Raw genomic sequence first — 15,277 nt, forward strand, 5'->3', positions numbered from 1 at the left:
ATCCTCCTAATAGTCGCGCCAGAGCATGGCAGAGATCGTGCCTTCGTCTTGGAAAACGTGAACGACGTCGGGAATACCGGTGATGGCGACGTTATTAACGACGACCTCATACGTTAAGTGTCGGCCGCTCTTGGTCGTGATGTAACCGGCGAAGGCTTGGCCTTTGAGGACCGGGCGTCCCGACGCGTCGGCGTCGACCCACGTTCCGGTTTTCGCGTGCACGTTGCCGGCAGCGCCGGCGAGCGTCGGATCCTTTGCAAAGTCTTTGACGAAGGCGAGCGATCCGTCGACGCCGAGAATCGGCAGAGCGTTATAGAGCGTGGAAAACGCCGGGCGGCGCTGCAGTGCCTGCAGCATCTGGATCACGGCGCCGCCGCTTGCCGACGAGTCGCCGCCGCCGCTGCCGTCGACGAAGTGATATTGACTGCTCGGAATGCCGAATCGCGCTGCGAGATTCTTGCGTTCCGCGACGAGCGCGTTGGGCATCGAGTCGACGTGCTTGGTGAGTCCCCACAGCACGAGGCTCGTGTCGGCGCCGATGTTGTAGCTGATCTTCAGCACCAGCTTCGCGTTGTCGGACTCCGGCAGGCCGTTGAGCCGTGCGACTTGACTCGTTGCGAGGTACGACCCTCGCAGCGGCAGCAGCGCAACGGGATTCGGCTCGACGTTGCGCGCGTCGACGCGCACGCCGGCGGCGCCGAGCTGCTCGATGAAGACCGTGCGCGCGTAGTTGCCGGGTTGCACGATGCGCACCATCCGCACGAGCTGCGGCGTACCGGTGAGCGGCGGAACGAAGGTGCTCGGAAGCGACCCGGTCACGGCAACGTTGCAGTTCGGCGCGCCGATGCAGGCGGGAAACTCGGGCCCGATCTTGAGCGTATCTTTCGATCCGGGCGCGCCGACGCGCAGCTCGTTCGCGACGTGCAGCGCCGCGGAGACCGGTCGCGTCGCCATCTGTGCCGGGCTGCCCGGCGTGCCGCCGGGGGTGATCGAAACGTCGACCGCGTCGTCGTTGACGAAGATCGGCGCAACGCGAAACTCGCCCCGAAAGTCGAACGGTTTGAAGAGCCGGTCATCGACGATGATCTCGCCGGTGACGCGGCGAATGCCGGCGCTGCGCACTTGCTGGGCGAGCTTCGCATAGCCCGCTAGCGGGTTCGGCGGCGTAAGCACGGCGTTGCCCAGACTATCGGCTTCGTTGTGATCCCAGTTGCTGATCGCGATCGAGCCGTCGGGATTGGTGCGGCCGCCCATCGTCAGATCGCCCGACGCGACGAGGATCAGATTGCCGTGCAGCACGCCTTTTACGATCGGGCCCGTGCGATAGACCGGCGTGTCGTAGGTTTTGTTGGGGCCGACCGCGTCGAGCAGCTCGCCGAGCGTGAACACCTTGCGCACCGACCCGATGAAGAGCTGTTTGCTCGAGTTGACGTTGAGGAGCACCTTCGAGCCGTCGAGCACGCGCAGCCCCCACGTCGCATGTGCGTAACGCGGCTGATGCATAACGGAAAATAAGGAAATCGCCAATAATAGTCCGTGCATAGGGGCTCCTTCGCCATGCCGCAAGCGGACGCCCGGCGCGGCAGGCATGCGCACGTTTAGCGGCTAGGAGATTGGGCTATCGCTCGGGGAGCATAGCGAGCACAAGGGGACAGCCATGCCGCATCCGCGACTCACACACTATCTCCTGAAGCTCGCGACCGATCCCGACGAACTCGAGCGGTACAACGCTGCCGATGAAGACGAGCGTCGTGGTCTGTTGAAGGCCGCCGGCCTCACGCCCGAACAATGCGATGCATTGGCGAGCGCCGATTCCGCTCGCATCACCGATGAAGTGATGCTCGAGATGCGAAGCGGACCCAATCCGGCCGGCGGCATGCATTACACGATCCAAGTGCTGCTGGATCTTCACCCGTGCAAAAAGCCCAAGTAGCGAGCGGTTCGCTATGTGCCGTCGGTATCGGGATTCGCGCGCCCTTGCAAACCACCAACGAGACCGCGGAGCGCATCGCACGGGCCGATAAAGTCTTTTCACTCGTCGCCGATCCGGTTGCGGAACTGTGGCTGACGAACCTCAACGCGAACACCGAGTCGCTCTCGGTTCTGTATCGTACCGGAGTCGAGCGCAGTCGTACCTACGCCCAGATGGTGGATCGCATCCTCGATGCGGTTCGTGACGGGTTGCGCGTGTGCGCGGTATCGTACGGCCACCCCGGCGTCGCAGCCTATCCGCTGCACGAATCCGTCAGGCGTGCGCGCGGTGAAGGCTTTGCCGCCGAGATGCTCGCCGCCGTTTCCGCCGAGGATTGTCTGTTCGCCGACTTGGGCATCGATCCGATTCACGGCGGCTGCCGCAGCTACGAAGCCACGGACTTTCTGGTGTTCGGGCGCGCAGCCGATCCCGCGAGCAACCTGGTGCTCTGGCAGATCGGTGCGATCGCCGAACTGTCGTACCAAACCAGTCGCGACGCGTGGAATCCGCACGGCTTAGCGGTGCTGACCGACGTGCTGCTGCAAACCTATCCGGCGGAGCACGAAGTCGTGGTGTACGAGGCGGCGCGCTTTGCGGCGTGCGCGCCGAAGATCATGCGCGTGCCGCTTGCGCATCTAACGCGAGCCGGCGTCACGCCGCTGAGCACGCTTTTCGTGCCCCCGTGCGAGCTTTCCACCGTCGACCAAACGATGCTGCGCCGATTGCGGATGCACGCATGAACCGGTTGCTGCGCATCGCCGTGGTCCTCGTCGTGGGTGTCTGGATGCTCGGGACGGCGGCACCGCACGTGGCGTGCGTGTGGAGCGCGTGTCCGTCGATCGGCCTTACGCCCAACTTCGACGGCGTGGTAGGCGCCGTCGACGACGGATCGCCCGCGGCCAAAGCGTCGATACAGCCGGGCGATCGTATCGCGGTTCCGATTCCGCGCGACCTCTATCGCGATCCGCCGGTGACGGTAACGTTCGGCGTGATTCACAACGGCGTCACGCGCACGGTTACGCTCGTGCCGGAGGCGCAGTGGCTCGGCGTCGACCTTCGCCTGCTCGCGCTCAGCGCATCGTACCTCCTGTTTTTGGTGGTCGGGTCTGCGGTGCTCTTGATGCGCCCGAGCGCGATGACGTGGATATTCTACTTGTATTGCGTCGTGCGGCGCTTCGGCGACCTCGGCCTGTATTTGCCGGGGCCGGACGACTGGTATTGGGCAAACTACTTTCTGCTGGCCGCCATCGGCGGCGCCGGTTGTCCGCTGGTTGCCATGTTCGCGCTGCGCTTTCCCAACGATCGGATGGACGGCTGGCGCAAACCGGTCAACGCCGTTGCCGTCGTATTGGCGATCGTGCTGCCGATCGCGTGGTTTTCGATTTTTTGGCAGTTGAACGGGCGGGGCTTGCCGGTGGGGACCGCAGAAGCGCGGCTCGCGTTCTTTACGTCGATCCTATACCTCGGCGCTGCGGCGATCTTCGTCGTGACCTTGCTGCGCAGTCACGGCGACGAACGCCAGCGGATTCGCTGGATCCTCGTGTTTCCGATCGTGCTGGTCATGCGCGTGATTGCCATCGATTTGCCCTACGGACTGCCGGAATGGTATTCGGGTTTCTTGACCGCACTCGGCGCGCTGATTCCACTGACGGTCGCCTATGCGATTATCCGGCGGCGCGTCTTCGATATCGAGTTTGCGATTAGCCGCGCGGTCATTTACGGCGCGATCACGTCGATCGTTGCGGGAACGTTTATTCTGCTGGACTGGGTCATGTCGGCGCAGTTCAGCCAGTCGCGGCTGACCTTGACGGCGGAGATCATCGTGGCGCTGGCGTTGGGATCGTGGCTGAACATGCTGCACAAAAGCGTCGACCGGTTCGTGGACGGCACGTTCTTTCGTGCGCGGCACCTGTCTGAGAAGCGTTTATCGCGCGCCGCCTCAGCGGTAATGCGCGCGGAAACGCACGAGGCGGTTGACCGGTTTCTCGTTCACGAACCGGTCGAAGCGCTGAAGCTAACGTCGGCCGCGCTCTTCCATCGCGCCGGCGACGAACCGCGTTTCCTGCGCGACATGTCGGTGGGCTGGAACGACGCCGACGTGACCGAGCTGACCGGCGACGATCCGCTCGTGCTGCATTTGCTGGCCGAAGGCGAGCCCGTGCGCCTGGCCGACGTCGCGTGGTCGACGGGCAGTATGCCTAGCGTCGGTCATGCCGTACTGGCGACGCCGGTGATGCTGCGCGATGAGCTGGTGACGATCGTCCTCTACGGACCGCACCGTAACGGCGCCGACATCGATCCCGACGAAGTGCGCAGCCTCACGCACCTCACGCAAAGTGCGGGCGCGTCGTACGATCACATCGACGCGCGCGCCTTGCGCGAGGAGCTCGAGGCGCTACTGCTGCAGTGCCAGATCAAGGATCGCGAGCTGGCGGCGCTGCGAACGAAGGCGGGCTCGATCGCCTAGTTTGGACGCTTCCTGGACGCGGCCGAAGCTAGCATAGGGTCATGAACGGAAGGTACGTCTTTGCGACGGCGCTGGCCGCCGCTTGTCTTTTGGCGGCCTGCGGAGGCGGCGGCTTCGCTCCCGCGGCGCATCAGGCGCCCAGCGCCATGCGCGCGCACGCTGCGGCGCCCACGCCGTATCCCTTGCCGAAGAAGACGCCGGACTTTACGACCGTCGAGAAGCCCGTGCCGTGGGACTACACCTCGACCGGACCCGATCGCAGCGCGTGCCGCGCGAACGAAGGGTTGACGTACCGCGTCGGTCCGGGACAAGCGTATCCCGAGCCGCACGACGTGCCATGGCTGCGACTGCTGCCGTGCGACACGGTCTTGATCTATTGGCGCGCGCAGGCGTACACCGACGCGATTTACATTGCGGTGCGCGGCAAGAACCATAAGGCGATCGCCGTCGAAGGCGTCATGAATAAATCCGGACAGCGCCCGCTGTTCGACGGAAGCCACGCGATGCAGTACGCGTCGCAAGGTATGGATCCGTACGAGATCTGCGCCGGCATGATCAGCATCGGTCTGCCGTCGTCGACCGCCGTGCCGCAGCAAGTCTACGGCTATACGCCGGGGTACATCATCGTCGAGAACTTCGAGGTCGAAAACGCGTTCGGCAAGTATCCCGGCAGTAACCAGCCGGTATACACGTGCACGGTGAGCGGTCAGCCGGTCAAACCGTGGGCGGAGTTCGTCGCCGGATTGTACATCGATCCGGCGCAGCATCTGCTCATCAAGAACAACTACTTCCACAACAACGGGCTCGGCGCGTTCACCAACTCGCTGGACGGATCGCACCATCAATCGCGCGATTTCTACGTGACCGACAACACGATCACCGACAACGGGAATGGCGAGGCGAGCCAGCACAACTACTACTTCGAGCTGGTCGGCGAGCGCGTGATCCACAACTACTTCGGGCCGCCGATCGCGCACACGCAGGGCGAAAACATCAAAGATCGCTCGGTCTGCGTGGAGTACGCCGATAACTACATCGACAGCGGCAACAACCTCATCGCGTTTCGCGACCCGCAGTCCAACGGCGACTACGAGTGGCATCAGATGGACGCTTACGGCACGCAGTGCGCCAGCCAGCTCTACGTGCACGATAATACGTTCGTCTCGCGCGGGCCGACCGAGTTCCAGGCGATGAGCGTGATCGACGGGTTTGGCGACGGCGTCGTGGAGGGCGATCCGCAGAACAACCGGTTCGGCGTGGTGTATTTCTACAACAACGTCGTGATCGCGATCGGCAACAAGGACCCGTACGGTCTTAAGTCGGCGCCGGTCTTCCAGAACGCCAACCAGCTTAAGCCCACGACGTTCTACGCCATCAACAATCTGTTCTATTCCGCGCCCCAGACCAAGGGCCATCAGGGGCCCCCGTTCGCCGCGTGTTATTGGCAGCAGTACGTGAACTTCACCTCAGACTGGGCTAGCCGGAAGATCCAAACGAAGTACGCGACGGCGACCGACGGCAACGATGCGGTGGGAACGCCGTGCGACGGCTCGGGCATGAGCGGCATCAACGTGAGCAAAGCCAATCCGGGCTTCGTCGACTTCGCGCACGGCGATTTCCACCTCACGCCGTCGTCGCCGTTCTACACCTTAAAGGGATCGCTGCCGGCCCCGATCGCGCAGCGTCACCTGCAGCCGACTAACGGATCGTATCCGACGCCGAGTCCGTAACCTACGGTGGATCTTGAACGGGCAGCATCGTGATGTAGCCCGAGATACCGCTGCCGGGATTGTAGACGCCGATGACGTCGCGAACGCTGACGGAGTTGGCGCTCAATTTGCCGATGACGATCGGCGGCCACGCGATCCAGTTGCGAATCTGCATGTAAAAACCGTAGACCGCTTTATCGCGCGGCTTGGTATAGTCTCCGACGACGTTGTAGTTGCCGGGACCGCCGGCGCCGGTGATGCCTTCGAAGTGCGTGAGCGCGGCTTTGGGATAGTCGTAGGTCAGGAAATCGTTTCCTCCGACGATGTCGCGGACGTAGGCGTGCCGCCCTTTCTTGTCGGCATAGCCGCCGGCGACGGCGACGGTCTTGCCGTCGATCCAAATGCCGTATGCCGTGGTGCTGACCGCATTTTTGACGTCGATCGTCGAGATTGCCTTCCGGCTGGAGTCGAAGAGGAACGCGTGGCCGGCGATCGTCGGCGCTTTGGTGCCGGCGTCGTAGTTACCGACGACCAGGTAACGCTTGCCGACGGTATAGACGCTGTGCGCGATCGTGTAGTTGCACGATTGCGGATCGCAGAGAATTGGCGGGACGATAATCGACTTGTATTGCTTCGTGACTGAATTGAAGACGAAGCCGTCGTCGCCTTTTTGGCCGGCGTTCTTAAAGCTTCCGACGATGAGATAACCGCCCTTGATCGGCTTTGGGCCATAGGCTGCCGTTGACTGCGCGCCGGGATAGGCAATCTGCACCCACGTCTTGCTGTTGCGGTTGTAGAGTCCGCCCAGCGTCGCGCCCGTATTCAACGTTACCGTCGCGGTGATGTACTGCCCGCGGATGCCGGTGGGCTCGGTCGAAACCGCGCCGGGAAAAGCGCTCGTGGGCGCGTTGAACGGCGTGACGCCGAAGCTGCGCGCGCGCAACGCACCGTCGGAGGACGAAGGCGCCGTCGGCGTCATTGCGGATGACGAACAGCCGGCAAGCAGAAGAAGTGTGGCGGCAATGACAGTACGCATAAAGAAATTGTAACCCGAGCAGTCAATCAGCCGGACGCCGGAGAAGCTTCCCCGAGCCGTGGGCCGTTTCTGCGCCTTCCTTCTGGCTTTTGTCCTGGGCAGCCCCGCCGCTCTCCAAGCCCAGCCGGTTTCCCCATGGGCCGCGCTTGCCGATCCGGTCTTCATGCGCATCGACATGCGCGGGCTGCCGCACCCGTCGGCGTACGCGGTCGCGCAAGACTCCACGGGATTCGTTTGGATCGGCACCTTGAACGGACTCGCGCGCTACGACGGGTATCGTTTCCAAAACTTTCTGCCGAACTCGAACGATCCCAAGGCGCTGCCCGAAGGCTGGATTCGCGAGTTGATCTCCGATCCGGCGGGCGCGCTGTGGATCGGCACGTCGTCGAGCGGGCTCGTACGCTTCGATCAAACGTCGCAAACGTTTCGTACCTGGCGACCGCGGCAAAGCGGAAACAAGGGTCCGCGCAGCGCTAACGTCGTCGCGCTCAACCGCTCGGAAGACGGACGGATTTGGGTCGGCGGCGACGGCGGACTCGATCGTTTCGATCCCAAGAGCGATACGTTCGAACACTTCGATCTCGAAGCGCACGGGCAAACGCAGCCGCGCGTCGAGGCGCTATTGACCGATCGCTCCGGCGCGGTTTGGGTTGCCTCCTTGCGCGGCGTCTACGTTCGCACGAAAGGCGCTAAGGCGTTCGTGCGTTCGGGGTTGGCGTCGGCGGCGTATTGCTTGTACGAAGACGACGCGGGGCGGTTGTGGGTCGGCGGAACGAACCAAGTCACCGTCTTCGATCCGCAGCGGCGGCGCGTGGCAACCTTTTCCTCGAGCGGCGATCCGTCGACGTTAGCCGACGGCGAACAGTGGGCGATCGCGCAGACCGGGCCGAGTACCGTTCTGATCGGCACCGAAGACACCGGGCTCAGCATCGTCGATCTTTCGACCAAGAGCGTGCGCCGCGTGCAGATCGACGCGCCGAGCGCGAGCGGGGAAACACCCGGGCCGGTGTGGCAACTGTTTCGCGATCGTTCGGGCTTGCTGTGGATCGCGAGCGGATCGGGCGGATTGGAAGCCTACGATGCGCGCAGCCGCGGCATCTACAACCTCGCGGCCACCGATACGTATCTCCAACTCACCAACGCGGGCGTGCAGGCGGTGATCGGCGATCCGCACGGGCGGTTGTGGATCGGCGGCACGGAGGGACAGCTCACCCTTCTCGATCCGCGCACCGGCGCGACGAAGCACTACGTTTTGCCCAACCACTTACTGGTCAACGCCTTGACGTTGGTGACCGACGACACGCTATGGATCGGGACGTCGGACGGACTCTGCACGCTGGCCATCGGACAGCAGAAGATCGTTTGCCCGAGCGGGCCGGCCGCGTTTGCGGGTCAGCGTATGGGAAGTGCCGTTTCCGTCGACGGAACGCTGTGGGTCGAAACGCAAAACGGCGGGCTCGTCGGCGTACGCGACGGCAAGATCACCGCCCGTTTCGGTGCGGGAAGCGGCCCCAACGGCCTGTCCGATGGGACGCTTACCGCGATTGCCGCCGATCGCGAACACCGAGTTTGGGCCGGCACCGACAACGGCATCAATCTCGTCGATCCGAAGACGCGCCGCGTGCAGCATTTCTTGTCTGAGGCGGACAATGCCAACGCGCTCGGAACCGGCGAGATCGTGTCGATTCTCGAGGATCGTAAGGGCGAGGTTTGGGTGGGCTCGATGGACGGTCCGGTCAATCGGCTCAACAAACGCAACGGGACGTATGCCATTCGCCGCATGGATGCCGTCAACGGTGTGCCGTTTCAAAACATCACTAACTTGGCGCAAGACGCGCAACACCGAATCTGGGCCAGCACGACCAACTCGCTCGTCGTGTTCGATCCCAAGGCCAACTCCGCCGGTTTACTTGGATGGGCCGACGGCATTCCCGACACGTTTTATACGCCCGGTGCCGCAGATCAGCTCCCCGACGGAACGATCGTCTTCGGCGGCCGCCACGGTTTGACGGTCGTCACACCCAGCGCGCTGCCGAAATCGCGCGACGCGGCGCCGCCGCTGATGGCGTCGCTCAAAATCGGCGGACGCGCGACGTCGACGTGGGGACTCAACGCGGGGCTCGGAACCGTGGAGCTGCCCGCGGCCCGTCGCGACATCAGCGTCGAGTTCGCGGCGTTGGAGTATCCGGCGTCGCAGTCGGTGCGCTACGCGTACAAGCTCGACGGATACGACAATGGGTGGATCGACGCGGATCCCGAATATCGCGTCGCGTCGTATACGAACTTGCCGCCGGGGCAGTACACGTTGCGGGCGCGCGCGACCAACAAACTCGGACAGTGGAGCCCGCGCGAGTTTGCGCTGGCGGTGCGCGCCGATTACGCGTGGTACGAAACCTGGTGGGCGCGGCTGCTCGCCGCGATCCTGATCGTGGTCGGCGCTTACGCGTTCTACAAGATTCGCACCACCGTGCTGCGCGGGCAGCAGCGCGAGCTGGAGGCGGTGGTCGCAAAACGCACGCAAGAGCTCGCGTGGGCAAACGAGCAGTTGTCGCAGGCCAACGTTCGCCTCGAAGAGATGAGCGTTACCGAACCGCTGACGGGTCTGCGCAACCGTCGCTTCCTGATTCAACACGTCGAAGCCGACGTCGCCGTCTCCCTGCGCCGCTACGAAGATTGGCTGGCGGGCGGCGCGGGCGCGCCCGCTCCGCAGGCCGCGGATCTGCTGTTTTTCATCGCGGACATCGATCATTTCAAGTTGGTCAACGATCGCTTCGGTCATCACGCGGGCGACATGGTGCTGACGCAGATGCGCGAACGGTTTCTGGAAGTGTTTCGCGAGTCGGACTTCGTGGTGCGCTGGGGCGGCGAAGAGTTTCTTGCCGTCGCGCGCGGGTCGCGCCGGGAAGACGCGCCGGAGATTGCCGAGCGCGTGCGCGAAGCGATCGCGTCGCGGCAGTTCGCGGTCGACGACAAAGGCGAACGCATCGACATGACGGCGTCGATCGGCTTCGCCGCGTTTCCGTTCGTCAGGACTGCGCCGCGCGCCGTTTCGTGGAGTCAGACGATCGACGTCGCCGACCGCGCGCTATATTTGGCAAAAGAAGCCGGTCGTAACGCTTGCATAGGATTGGTCGCGGCGCCCAACGCCCAGAGCGACGACGACGTTGAGATCGTGCGTCCCGCCGGCCTTACGGCGTCATCGTAATCCCGCTGACTTTCCCCATCGAATCGATGCCGAGGTTCAGGTTGAACGTCGCCGCGGCAAAGACGCCGCGATAGGTATAGATCGTCACTTTCGCCGTGCTGACCTTGCGCACGTAGAGCAACTGCTGCGGCGCGCCGAGCGGACCGATCTCGCTTTTGATTCCGGCGAGCATCTTGGGCGAGAAGCGCGCGTTCAGTCGCGGCGTCAACTGCGAGCGGTCGAGAGTGCCGCTCTCCAAGCCCGCGATCAAGCTGCGCAGCCGAGCCGTGACCGCGGGATCTTCGCCGGCGGCTGACGTCGCAAGCGCCGCCGACGGTTCGAGCGCTTCGAAAATCCGCGTCGCGGTGGATTCGGGACCCGCCATCGACAGGCCGTTCTGCAGCGCGACGATTGCGACGCGGTCTTTGGGAAACAGCAGGTTCGCGGAGAGAAATCCGAAGGTTCCTCCGTTGTGCCAGATGCGCTTGTGGCCGTCGACGCTGTCGACGACCCAGCCGAAGGCATACCCAGACCCTTTGTCCCACGCGGACTTGCCCGGCGTAAACATCGCCGCGAGATCGGTCTGGTTGATGAGTTTGCCGCGCAAGAGCGCGGCGTCCCAGTGCTGCATGTCGTCGACGGTCGAAACGATCGCGCCGGCCGACCACGCCCAGCCCGAGATCAGGGGCGGGGCGACTTTGACGCCCTTTTTACTGAGGCCGTATCCGGTCGCCATCGGCTTGAGCGATGCTTCGTCGTCGATGAACCCGCTGCTCGTCATGCCGGCCGGCGCGAACAGATGCGAGCGCACGTAGCTCTCCCACGGCGTATGCGACGCGCGCTCGAGAATCTCGCCGAGGATGATGTAGTTCGTATTGCTGTAGCTAAAGCGCGATCCCGGCGCAAACAGGAGCGGTTTTCCGGAGATCATGCCGAGCATGGCGGCAAACGACGGCGTCTTGGTGCCGGCGATCTTTTCGAAGCCGTTCGTGTCGGTGTAGTCGGGAATACCGGTCGTCTGCTGCAGCAGCTCGCGGATCGTAATCTTCGCGCCGCGAGCGTACTGCGGAATCCACTTGCCGATCGTGTCGTCGAGTGAGAGTTTGCCGGCTTCTTTGAGCTGCAGAATGCCCGTCGCGGTGAACTGTTTGGTGATCGAGCCGATTTCGTAGTGCGTCTGCACCGTCGCCGGCGTATGGCGCGCGAGATTCGCGTAGCCGTAGGCGTTGCTGTAGACGATCGTTCCGTCGCGCGAAACCGATATCGACATGCCGGGAATATGGCTGGCCGACAGCGCTTTGGTCACGGTGGTGTCGACCCGCGCAACGGTGTCGGGAGCGAGTGGTTGCGCGGGTGCGGCGATCGCCGCGACGAGCAGGAGGAAGAAGATCATCGCAACCGGAGCTGCAGGGTCTGATTGGTCGAACGTCCGGTGACGGGATCGGTCGCGGTGATCTTCAGCTTAATGGATTGTTGTCCGGGATTGGTCGGGACCGTAATCGTGAGGCTGAAGTTGCCGTACTGTCCAGCCCTGCCGTTTTGGCTCGTCTGACCCGACGACGCCGGCGGCACGCCGACGGTGACCGCGATGCGTGCGTTGGCGACGGTGTTACCGGCAACGGTAAACGTGCTGCCGACGACCATGCCCGACGGTGAACTGAGGGTCAGGTGCATTGGCGCGGGCGCTTGCCCCTGCACCGTGAACGACCACGACCGGTCGAAGGCCGAGCCGCCGCTTGGACCGCGTCCGGCGACGCGCACGGTGTGCGACCCGAACGACAGCGGCGCCGGCGGCTTGAACGAAAAGCCGTTCGCCGAGACGCCGGATTGATTGGTGCGGTCGGCGCCGTCGAGCCACACGCGCACGCTGCCCGCGTCGACGTTGCGCGAGAAGTTGGCCGAGATCGTTGCGAAGCGATTGGCGATCGTCGTTCCCGCGCCGGGTTGAACGTTGCGCAAATCGATCGGCGTCGCGGGCGGCGGTGCCGCGCCGTTGACGTAGAACGTCCAGGTGCGATCGAAACCCGATCCGTCGACGGCGATGCCCGTGACGCGGACGCGGTGCGCGCCGAACGACAGCGGCGCGGGCGGCGTGTAGGAGAATCCGCCGGCGCGGACACCCGCGCGATAGGTGATGTCGTTACCGTCGAGCAGCACGCGGACGGTTCCCGGCCGCGCCGCACGCGTAAACTGTGCGGTCACCGGCGCGAACCGATTGGTGATGTAGCTGCTCGGCGCCGGATGCTGCGAGTAGAGGTCGACGACAGGCGCGGGCGGCGGCGGTGCCGGATTGTACGGCGGCGGCCCGGGATTGTAGGGCGGCATGTGCGCCATCGTGATCGCGACCACGCGCGTATTGTTATTGTAGTCGACGTTCGCGCCGAGGGATTGCGCGATGAAGCGCAGCGGGACGTAGGTTGTCGCACCGACGATGAACGGCGCGACGTCGAGCTGCGTCGACCGGCCGTCGATGAGCGCGTTCGACGAGCCGATCGTCAACGCCACGGTCGTGCGCCCGCGCGTCGCGTTGATGTTCCCCGACGCGTACACCACCGTCGCGCCCATGCGCTCGAAAATGCTGCGCATCGGAACGAAAACGCGTCCGGTGCGTTCAATCGGGCCGGGATTGGTGTAGAGCGGGTGTCCGCCGACGAAAATACTGACGGCTTGCGCGAGAAGTAGTGCTGCGAACATCGGGCGCCTCCGAGACGGCAAGGGTTACGAGGCGCTTTGGCGGGCTACACGGTTGCGGCCTGCAGCATCCGTTCGAAGTCGGCGCCCGGGACCGGATGGCCCAGCGCGTACCCTTGGCCGAAGTCGCAACCGATCGCGAGCATCGCGTTGGCCTGCGCAGTATTTTCGATACCCTCGGCAACGACTTGAAGATCGAGTTCGGCGGCAAGGCGCACGACGGTCGTCGCAACGGTCATCGCTTTATGATCGACGTCGCTGCGATTGACGAACGACTTGTCGATCTTGAGGATGTGCGCCGGCACTTCGCGCAAGCGAGCGAGCGATGACGTGCCGCTGCCGAAATCGTCGATCGCGGTGGCGACACCCATCGCACGCAGGTCGCTCGCGAGTTGCGTGAACGCGCTCTCGTCGGCCGCGACGGCGCGTTCGGTGATCTCAACCACGAGCAAGTCCGGCGATGCGTCGCAATCTTGGAGCGCTTGGCCGATACGCTGCGTGCAGTCTGCTTCGAGAAACTGGCGCGGAAAGAAGTTGACCCAGAGCGTGAAGCCGGGAACGCCCGCGCGCCATTGCGCCGCCAATCGCAGCCCTTGCTCGAGCATAGTCCAGCCGACGCGATTAGAGATCGACAAGCGCTCGAGCAAATGAATGAAGTCCGCCGGCGCGAGCAGACCGCGCTCGGGATGACGCCAGCGCATGAGCATTTCCGCACCGGCGAGTTCCCAGATGCCGCGCCGCGATCGATAGATCGGCTGAAAGAACGGCACGAACTCGCCGCGCTCGGCGGCTTGGTGGAGCTCGGCGTACAACGGCGGCGGCGCGAGCTGCTCGACGGCGTGCTGGTAGGTGACGGCGCGATGCGACGACTCTTTGGCGCGCCGGACGGCTAGCGCGGCTTGCCGCATCAGCTCGCCCGCGAACGGCGCGACCGTCGATGCGGTTGCGCCGATCGACACTTCGACGAAAAGGTGGGAGCCATCGATCGGAAACGGCGTCGTCGTGACGTCTTGGATGGCAGCCGTCAACGCCGCGGCATCGGCGTCGTGCGCGGTGGCGACGGCGAACTCACCCGATCCGACGCGCGCGATGAAGGCATCGGCGCTCACGCTCGCGCGCAAGCGATTCGCGAACTGGATCATCAACGCGTCGACCGCGGCGCGTCCGATGCCCTCGTTGAGCAGCCGCAGATCGCAGACGTCGGCGATGGCCAGCGCTACTGGTCCGCCGTGCGCCTTGGCCAGAAACTCCATCAGGTTGCCGGCGTTGGGCAAGTCGGTGAGCTGATCGTAGTATGCCGCGTGCTCGAGGCGGTTCATCAGCGCTTCCCGTTCGGTTCGAAACGCACCCAGCAGATACGCGAGCAGGGCGTTAGCGATGAGGAATCCTTGGTACTCGAGCTGCGAGTCGACCGGAACCGCCAGCGCGACCTGCGCGATCGTCGCCGTGACGTTGGCTGCGAGCAATCCGAGAACCGCGCCACGCATGCCGTAGCGAATGGCCAGCCACGCGAGCGGCAGCACGGAGAACTCGGTGAAGTTGTGACCGAACCGCAGTCCCAGCAGGTAGTCGCCGACCACGATGGCGATCGTCGCTTCCAAACCGAGGATGAACGGCCGGTCGATCTTCACGCCGGTTTCGGATCCTTCGGAAACCAGCGGAGCGCGCCACGCGAACAGCTGCGTGATGGCCGGAACGAAGACGATAATGGCCGTTGCGTCGGCGCCGGCGCCGCGCAGCAGCTGCGTCAAGAATCCGCTCCACGGCGCGAGCTGTGGATCGATCAAGCCGTACACGACCAGCGACGAACCGTTGGCGAGCAGCGGTCCGAGCACGCAGAGCACGAGGGTAAACAGCGACACGTCGCGCGTGGTGCGCAGCGGAAAGCGCACGCCTAACGGCCCGACCGTCACCAAGACGGCGACGAGGTTGGACAGCGCGTACGGGATCTCAGAGAGCTCGTTTATTTGGAGGTCGCCGAACCGATTGTGCGGCTGGATTTGAAAGGCGACGAACAGAACGATGAACGGGAGCGGCAACGCGCGCCATCCGAACGCCAGGTACGCGAGCATTTCGAAGGCCACGTCGATGAACCACACGCCGAAGCCGTTGCCGGCAGCATAGTTCGTCGCGGCGATATCGCCCGCGATCATGAGCGCAAACCAAACGGCGAGGAACGCGACGGTTGGCCAACCCCGCGGGACGTTCACGCCGAGCC

At 64.1% G+C, this 15,277-nt stretch carries 10 protein-coding genes; 5 read left to right on the plus strand and 5 right to left on the minus strand.

Going from position 1 to position 15,277, the window contains the following annotated elements:
- Positions 1-6: 6 nt before the first annotated feature.
- On the minus strand, positions 7-1,542 hold the full coding sequence (locus tag VGG89_07420; protein ID HEY1976355.1) for a D-alanyl-D-alanine carboxypeptidase: 1,536 nt from the start codon (positions 1,540-1,542) through the stop codon (positions 7-9).
- Positions 1,543-1,657: 115 nt separating this feature from the next.
- On the opposite strand from VGG89_07420, the gene VGG89_07425 reads away from it, so the two are divergent.
- The 4 genes from VGG89_07425 to VGG89_07440 are packed head-to-tail and all read left to right on the plus strand — an operon-like array spanning position 1,658 to position 6,169.
- Complete coding sequence (locus VGG89_07425; protein HEY1976356.1) at positions 1,658-1,933, plus strand: hypothetical protein; 276 nt, start codon at positions 1,658-1,660, stop codon at positions 1,931-1,933.
- Positions 1,915-2,712: an SAM-dependent methyltransferase gene (locus VGG89_07430; GenBank protein ID HEY1976357.1), complete on the plus strand. Its 798-nt coding sequence runs from the start codon at positions 1,915-1,917 to the stop codon at positions 2,710-2,712. The genes VGG89_07425 and VGG89_07430 overlap by 19 nt, the downstream gene beginning before the upstream one ends.
- Complete coding sequence (locus VGG89_07435) at positions 2,709-4,439, plus strand: PDZ domain-containing protein (protein HEY1976358.1); 1,731 nt, start codon at positions 2,709-2,711, stop codon at positions 4,437-4,439. The genes VGG89_07430 and VGG89_07435 overlap by 4 nt, the downstream gene beginning before the upstream one ends.
- A gap of 41 nt (positions 4,440-4,480) precedes the next feature.
- Positions 4,481-6,169, plus strand: coding sequence for a hypothetical protein (locus VGG89_07440; protein HEY1976359.1), 1,689 nt, complete (start codon positions 4,481-4,483; stop codon positions 6,167-6,169).
- Position 6,170: 1 nt separating this feature from the next.
- On the opposite strand, the gene VGG89_07445 is transcribed toward VGG89_07440, so the two are convergent.
- Positions 6,171-7,184 carry a hypothetical protein gene (locus VGG89_07445; protein ID HEY1976360.1) on the minus strand — a complete coding sequence of 338 codons (1,014 nt, stop codon included), beginning with the start codon at positions 7,182-7,184 and terminating at the stop codon, positions 6,171-6,173.
- Between the two features lie 58 nt (positions 7,185-7,242).
- On the opposite strand from VGG89_07445, the gene VGG89_07450 reads away from it, so the two are divergent.
- A complete protein-coding gene (locus VGG89_07450; protein HEY1976361.1) occupies positions 7,243-10,389 on the plus strand; it encodes a two-component regulator propeller domain-containing protein in 3,147 nt (1,048 codons plus the stop codon).
- On the opposite strand, the gene VGG89_07455 is transcribed toward VGG89_07450, so the two are convergent.
- The 3 genes from VGG89_07455 to VGG89_07465 are packed head-to-tail and all read right to left on the minus strand — an operon-like array spanning position 10,373 to position 15,269.
- The gene (locus VGG89_07455) at positions 10,373-11,761 is read right to left on the minus strand and encodes a serine hydrolase domain-containing protein (protein ID HEY1976362.1); all 1,389 of its coding nucleotides are present in this window, start codon (positions 11,759-11,761) and stop codon (positions 10,373-10,375) included. The two genes, VGG89_07450 and VGG89_07455, sit on opposite strands and share 17 nt — an antisense overlap.
- Entirely contained in the window at positions 11,758-13,062 is a 1,305-nt protein-coding gene (locus VGG89_07460; protein ID HEY1976363.1) for a copper amine oxidase N-terminal domain-containing protein, read from the minus strand. The genes VGG89_07455 and VGG89_07460 overlap by 4 nt, the downstream gene beginning before the upstream one ends.
- Before the next feature lie 44 nt (positions 13,063-13,106).
- Entirely contained in the window at positions 13,107-15,269 is a 2,163-nt protein-coding gene (locus VGG89_07465) for an EAL domain-containing protein (protein HEY1976364.1), read from the minus strand.
- Positions 15,270-15,277: the final 8 nt, after the last annotated feature.

Source organism: Candidatus Baltobacteraceae bacterium (assembly GCA_036488875.1).
Taxonomy (GTDB): domain Bacteria; phylum Vulcanimicrobiota; class Vulcanimicrobiia; order Vulcanimicrobiales; family Vulcanimicrobiaceae; genus JAFAHZ01.

Bases quoted from the DNA above. Each gene is read 5' to 3' on its own strand.
- VGG89_07420 (HEY1976355.1), bottom strand. From the start codon at position 1,542: ATGCACGGACTATTATTGGCGATTTCCTTATTTTCCGTTATGCATCAG.
- VGG89_07425 (HEY1976356.1), top strand. From the start codon at position 1,658: ATGCCGCATCCGCGACTCACACACTATCTCCTGAAGCTCGCGACCGAT.
- VGG89_07435 (HEY1976358.1), top strand. From the start codon at position 2,709: ATGAACCGGTTGCTGCGCATCGCCGTGGTCCTCGTCGTGGGTGTCTGG.
- VGG89_07440 (HEY1976359.1), top strand. From the start codon at position 4,481: ATGAACGGAAGGTACGTCTTTGCGACGGCGCTGGCCGCCGCTTGTCTT.
- VGG89_07445 (HEY1976360.1), bottom strand. From the start codon at position 7,184: ATGCGTACTGTCATTGCCGCCACACTTCTTCTGCTTGCCGGCTGTTCG.
- VGG89_07455 (HEY1976362.1), bottom strand. From the start codon at position 11,761: ATGATCTTCTTCCTCCTGCTCGTCGCGGCGATCGCCGCACCCGCGCAA.
- VGG89_07460 (HEY1976363.1), bottom strand. From the start codon at position 13,062: ATGTTCGCAGCACTACTTCTCGCGCAAGCCGTCAGTATTTTCGTCGGC.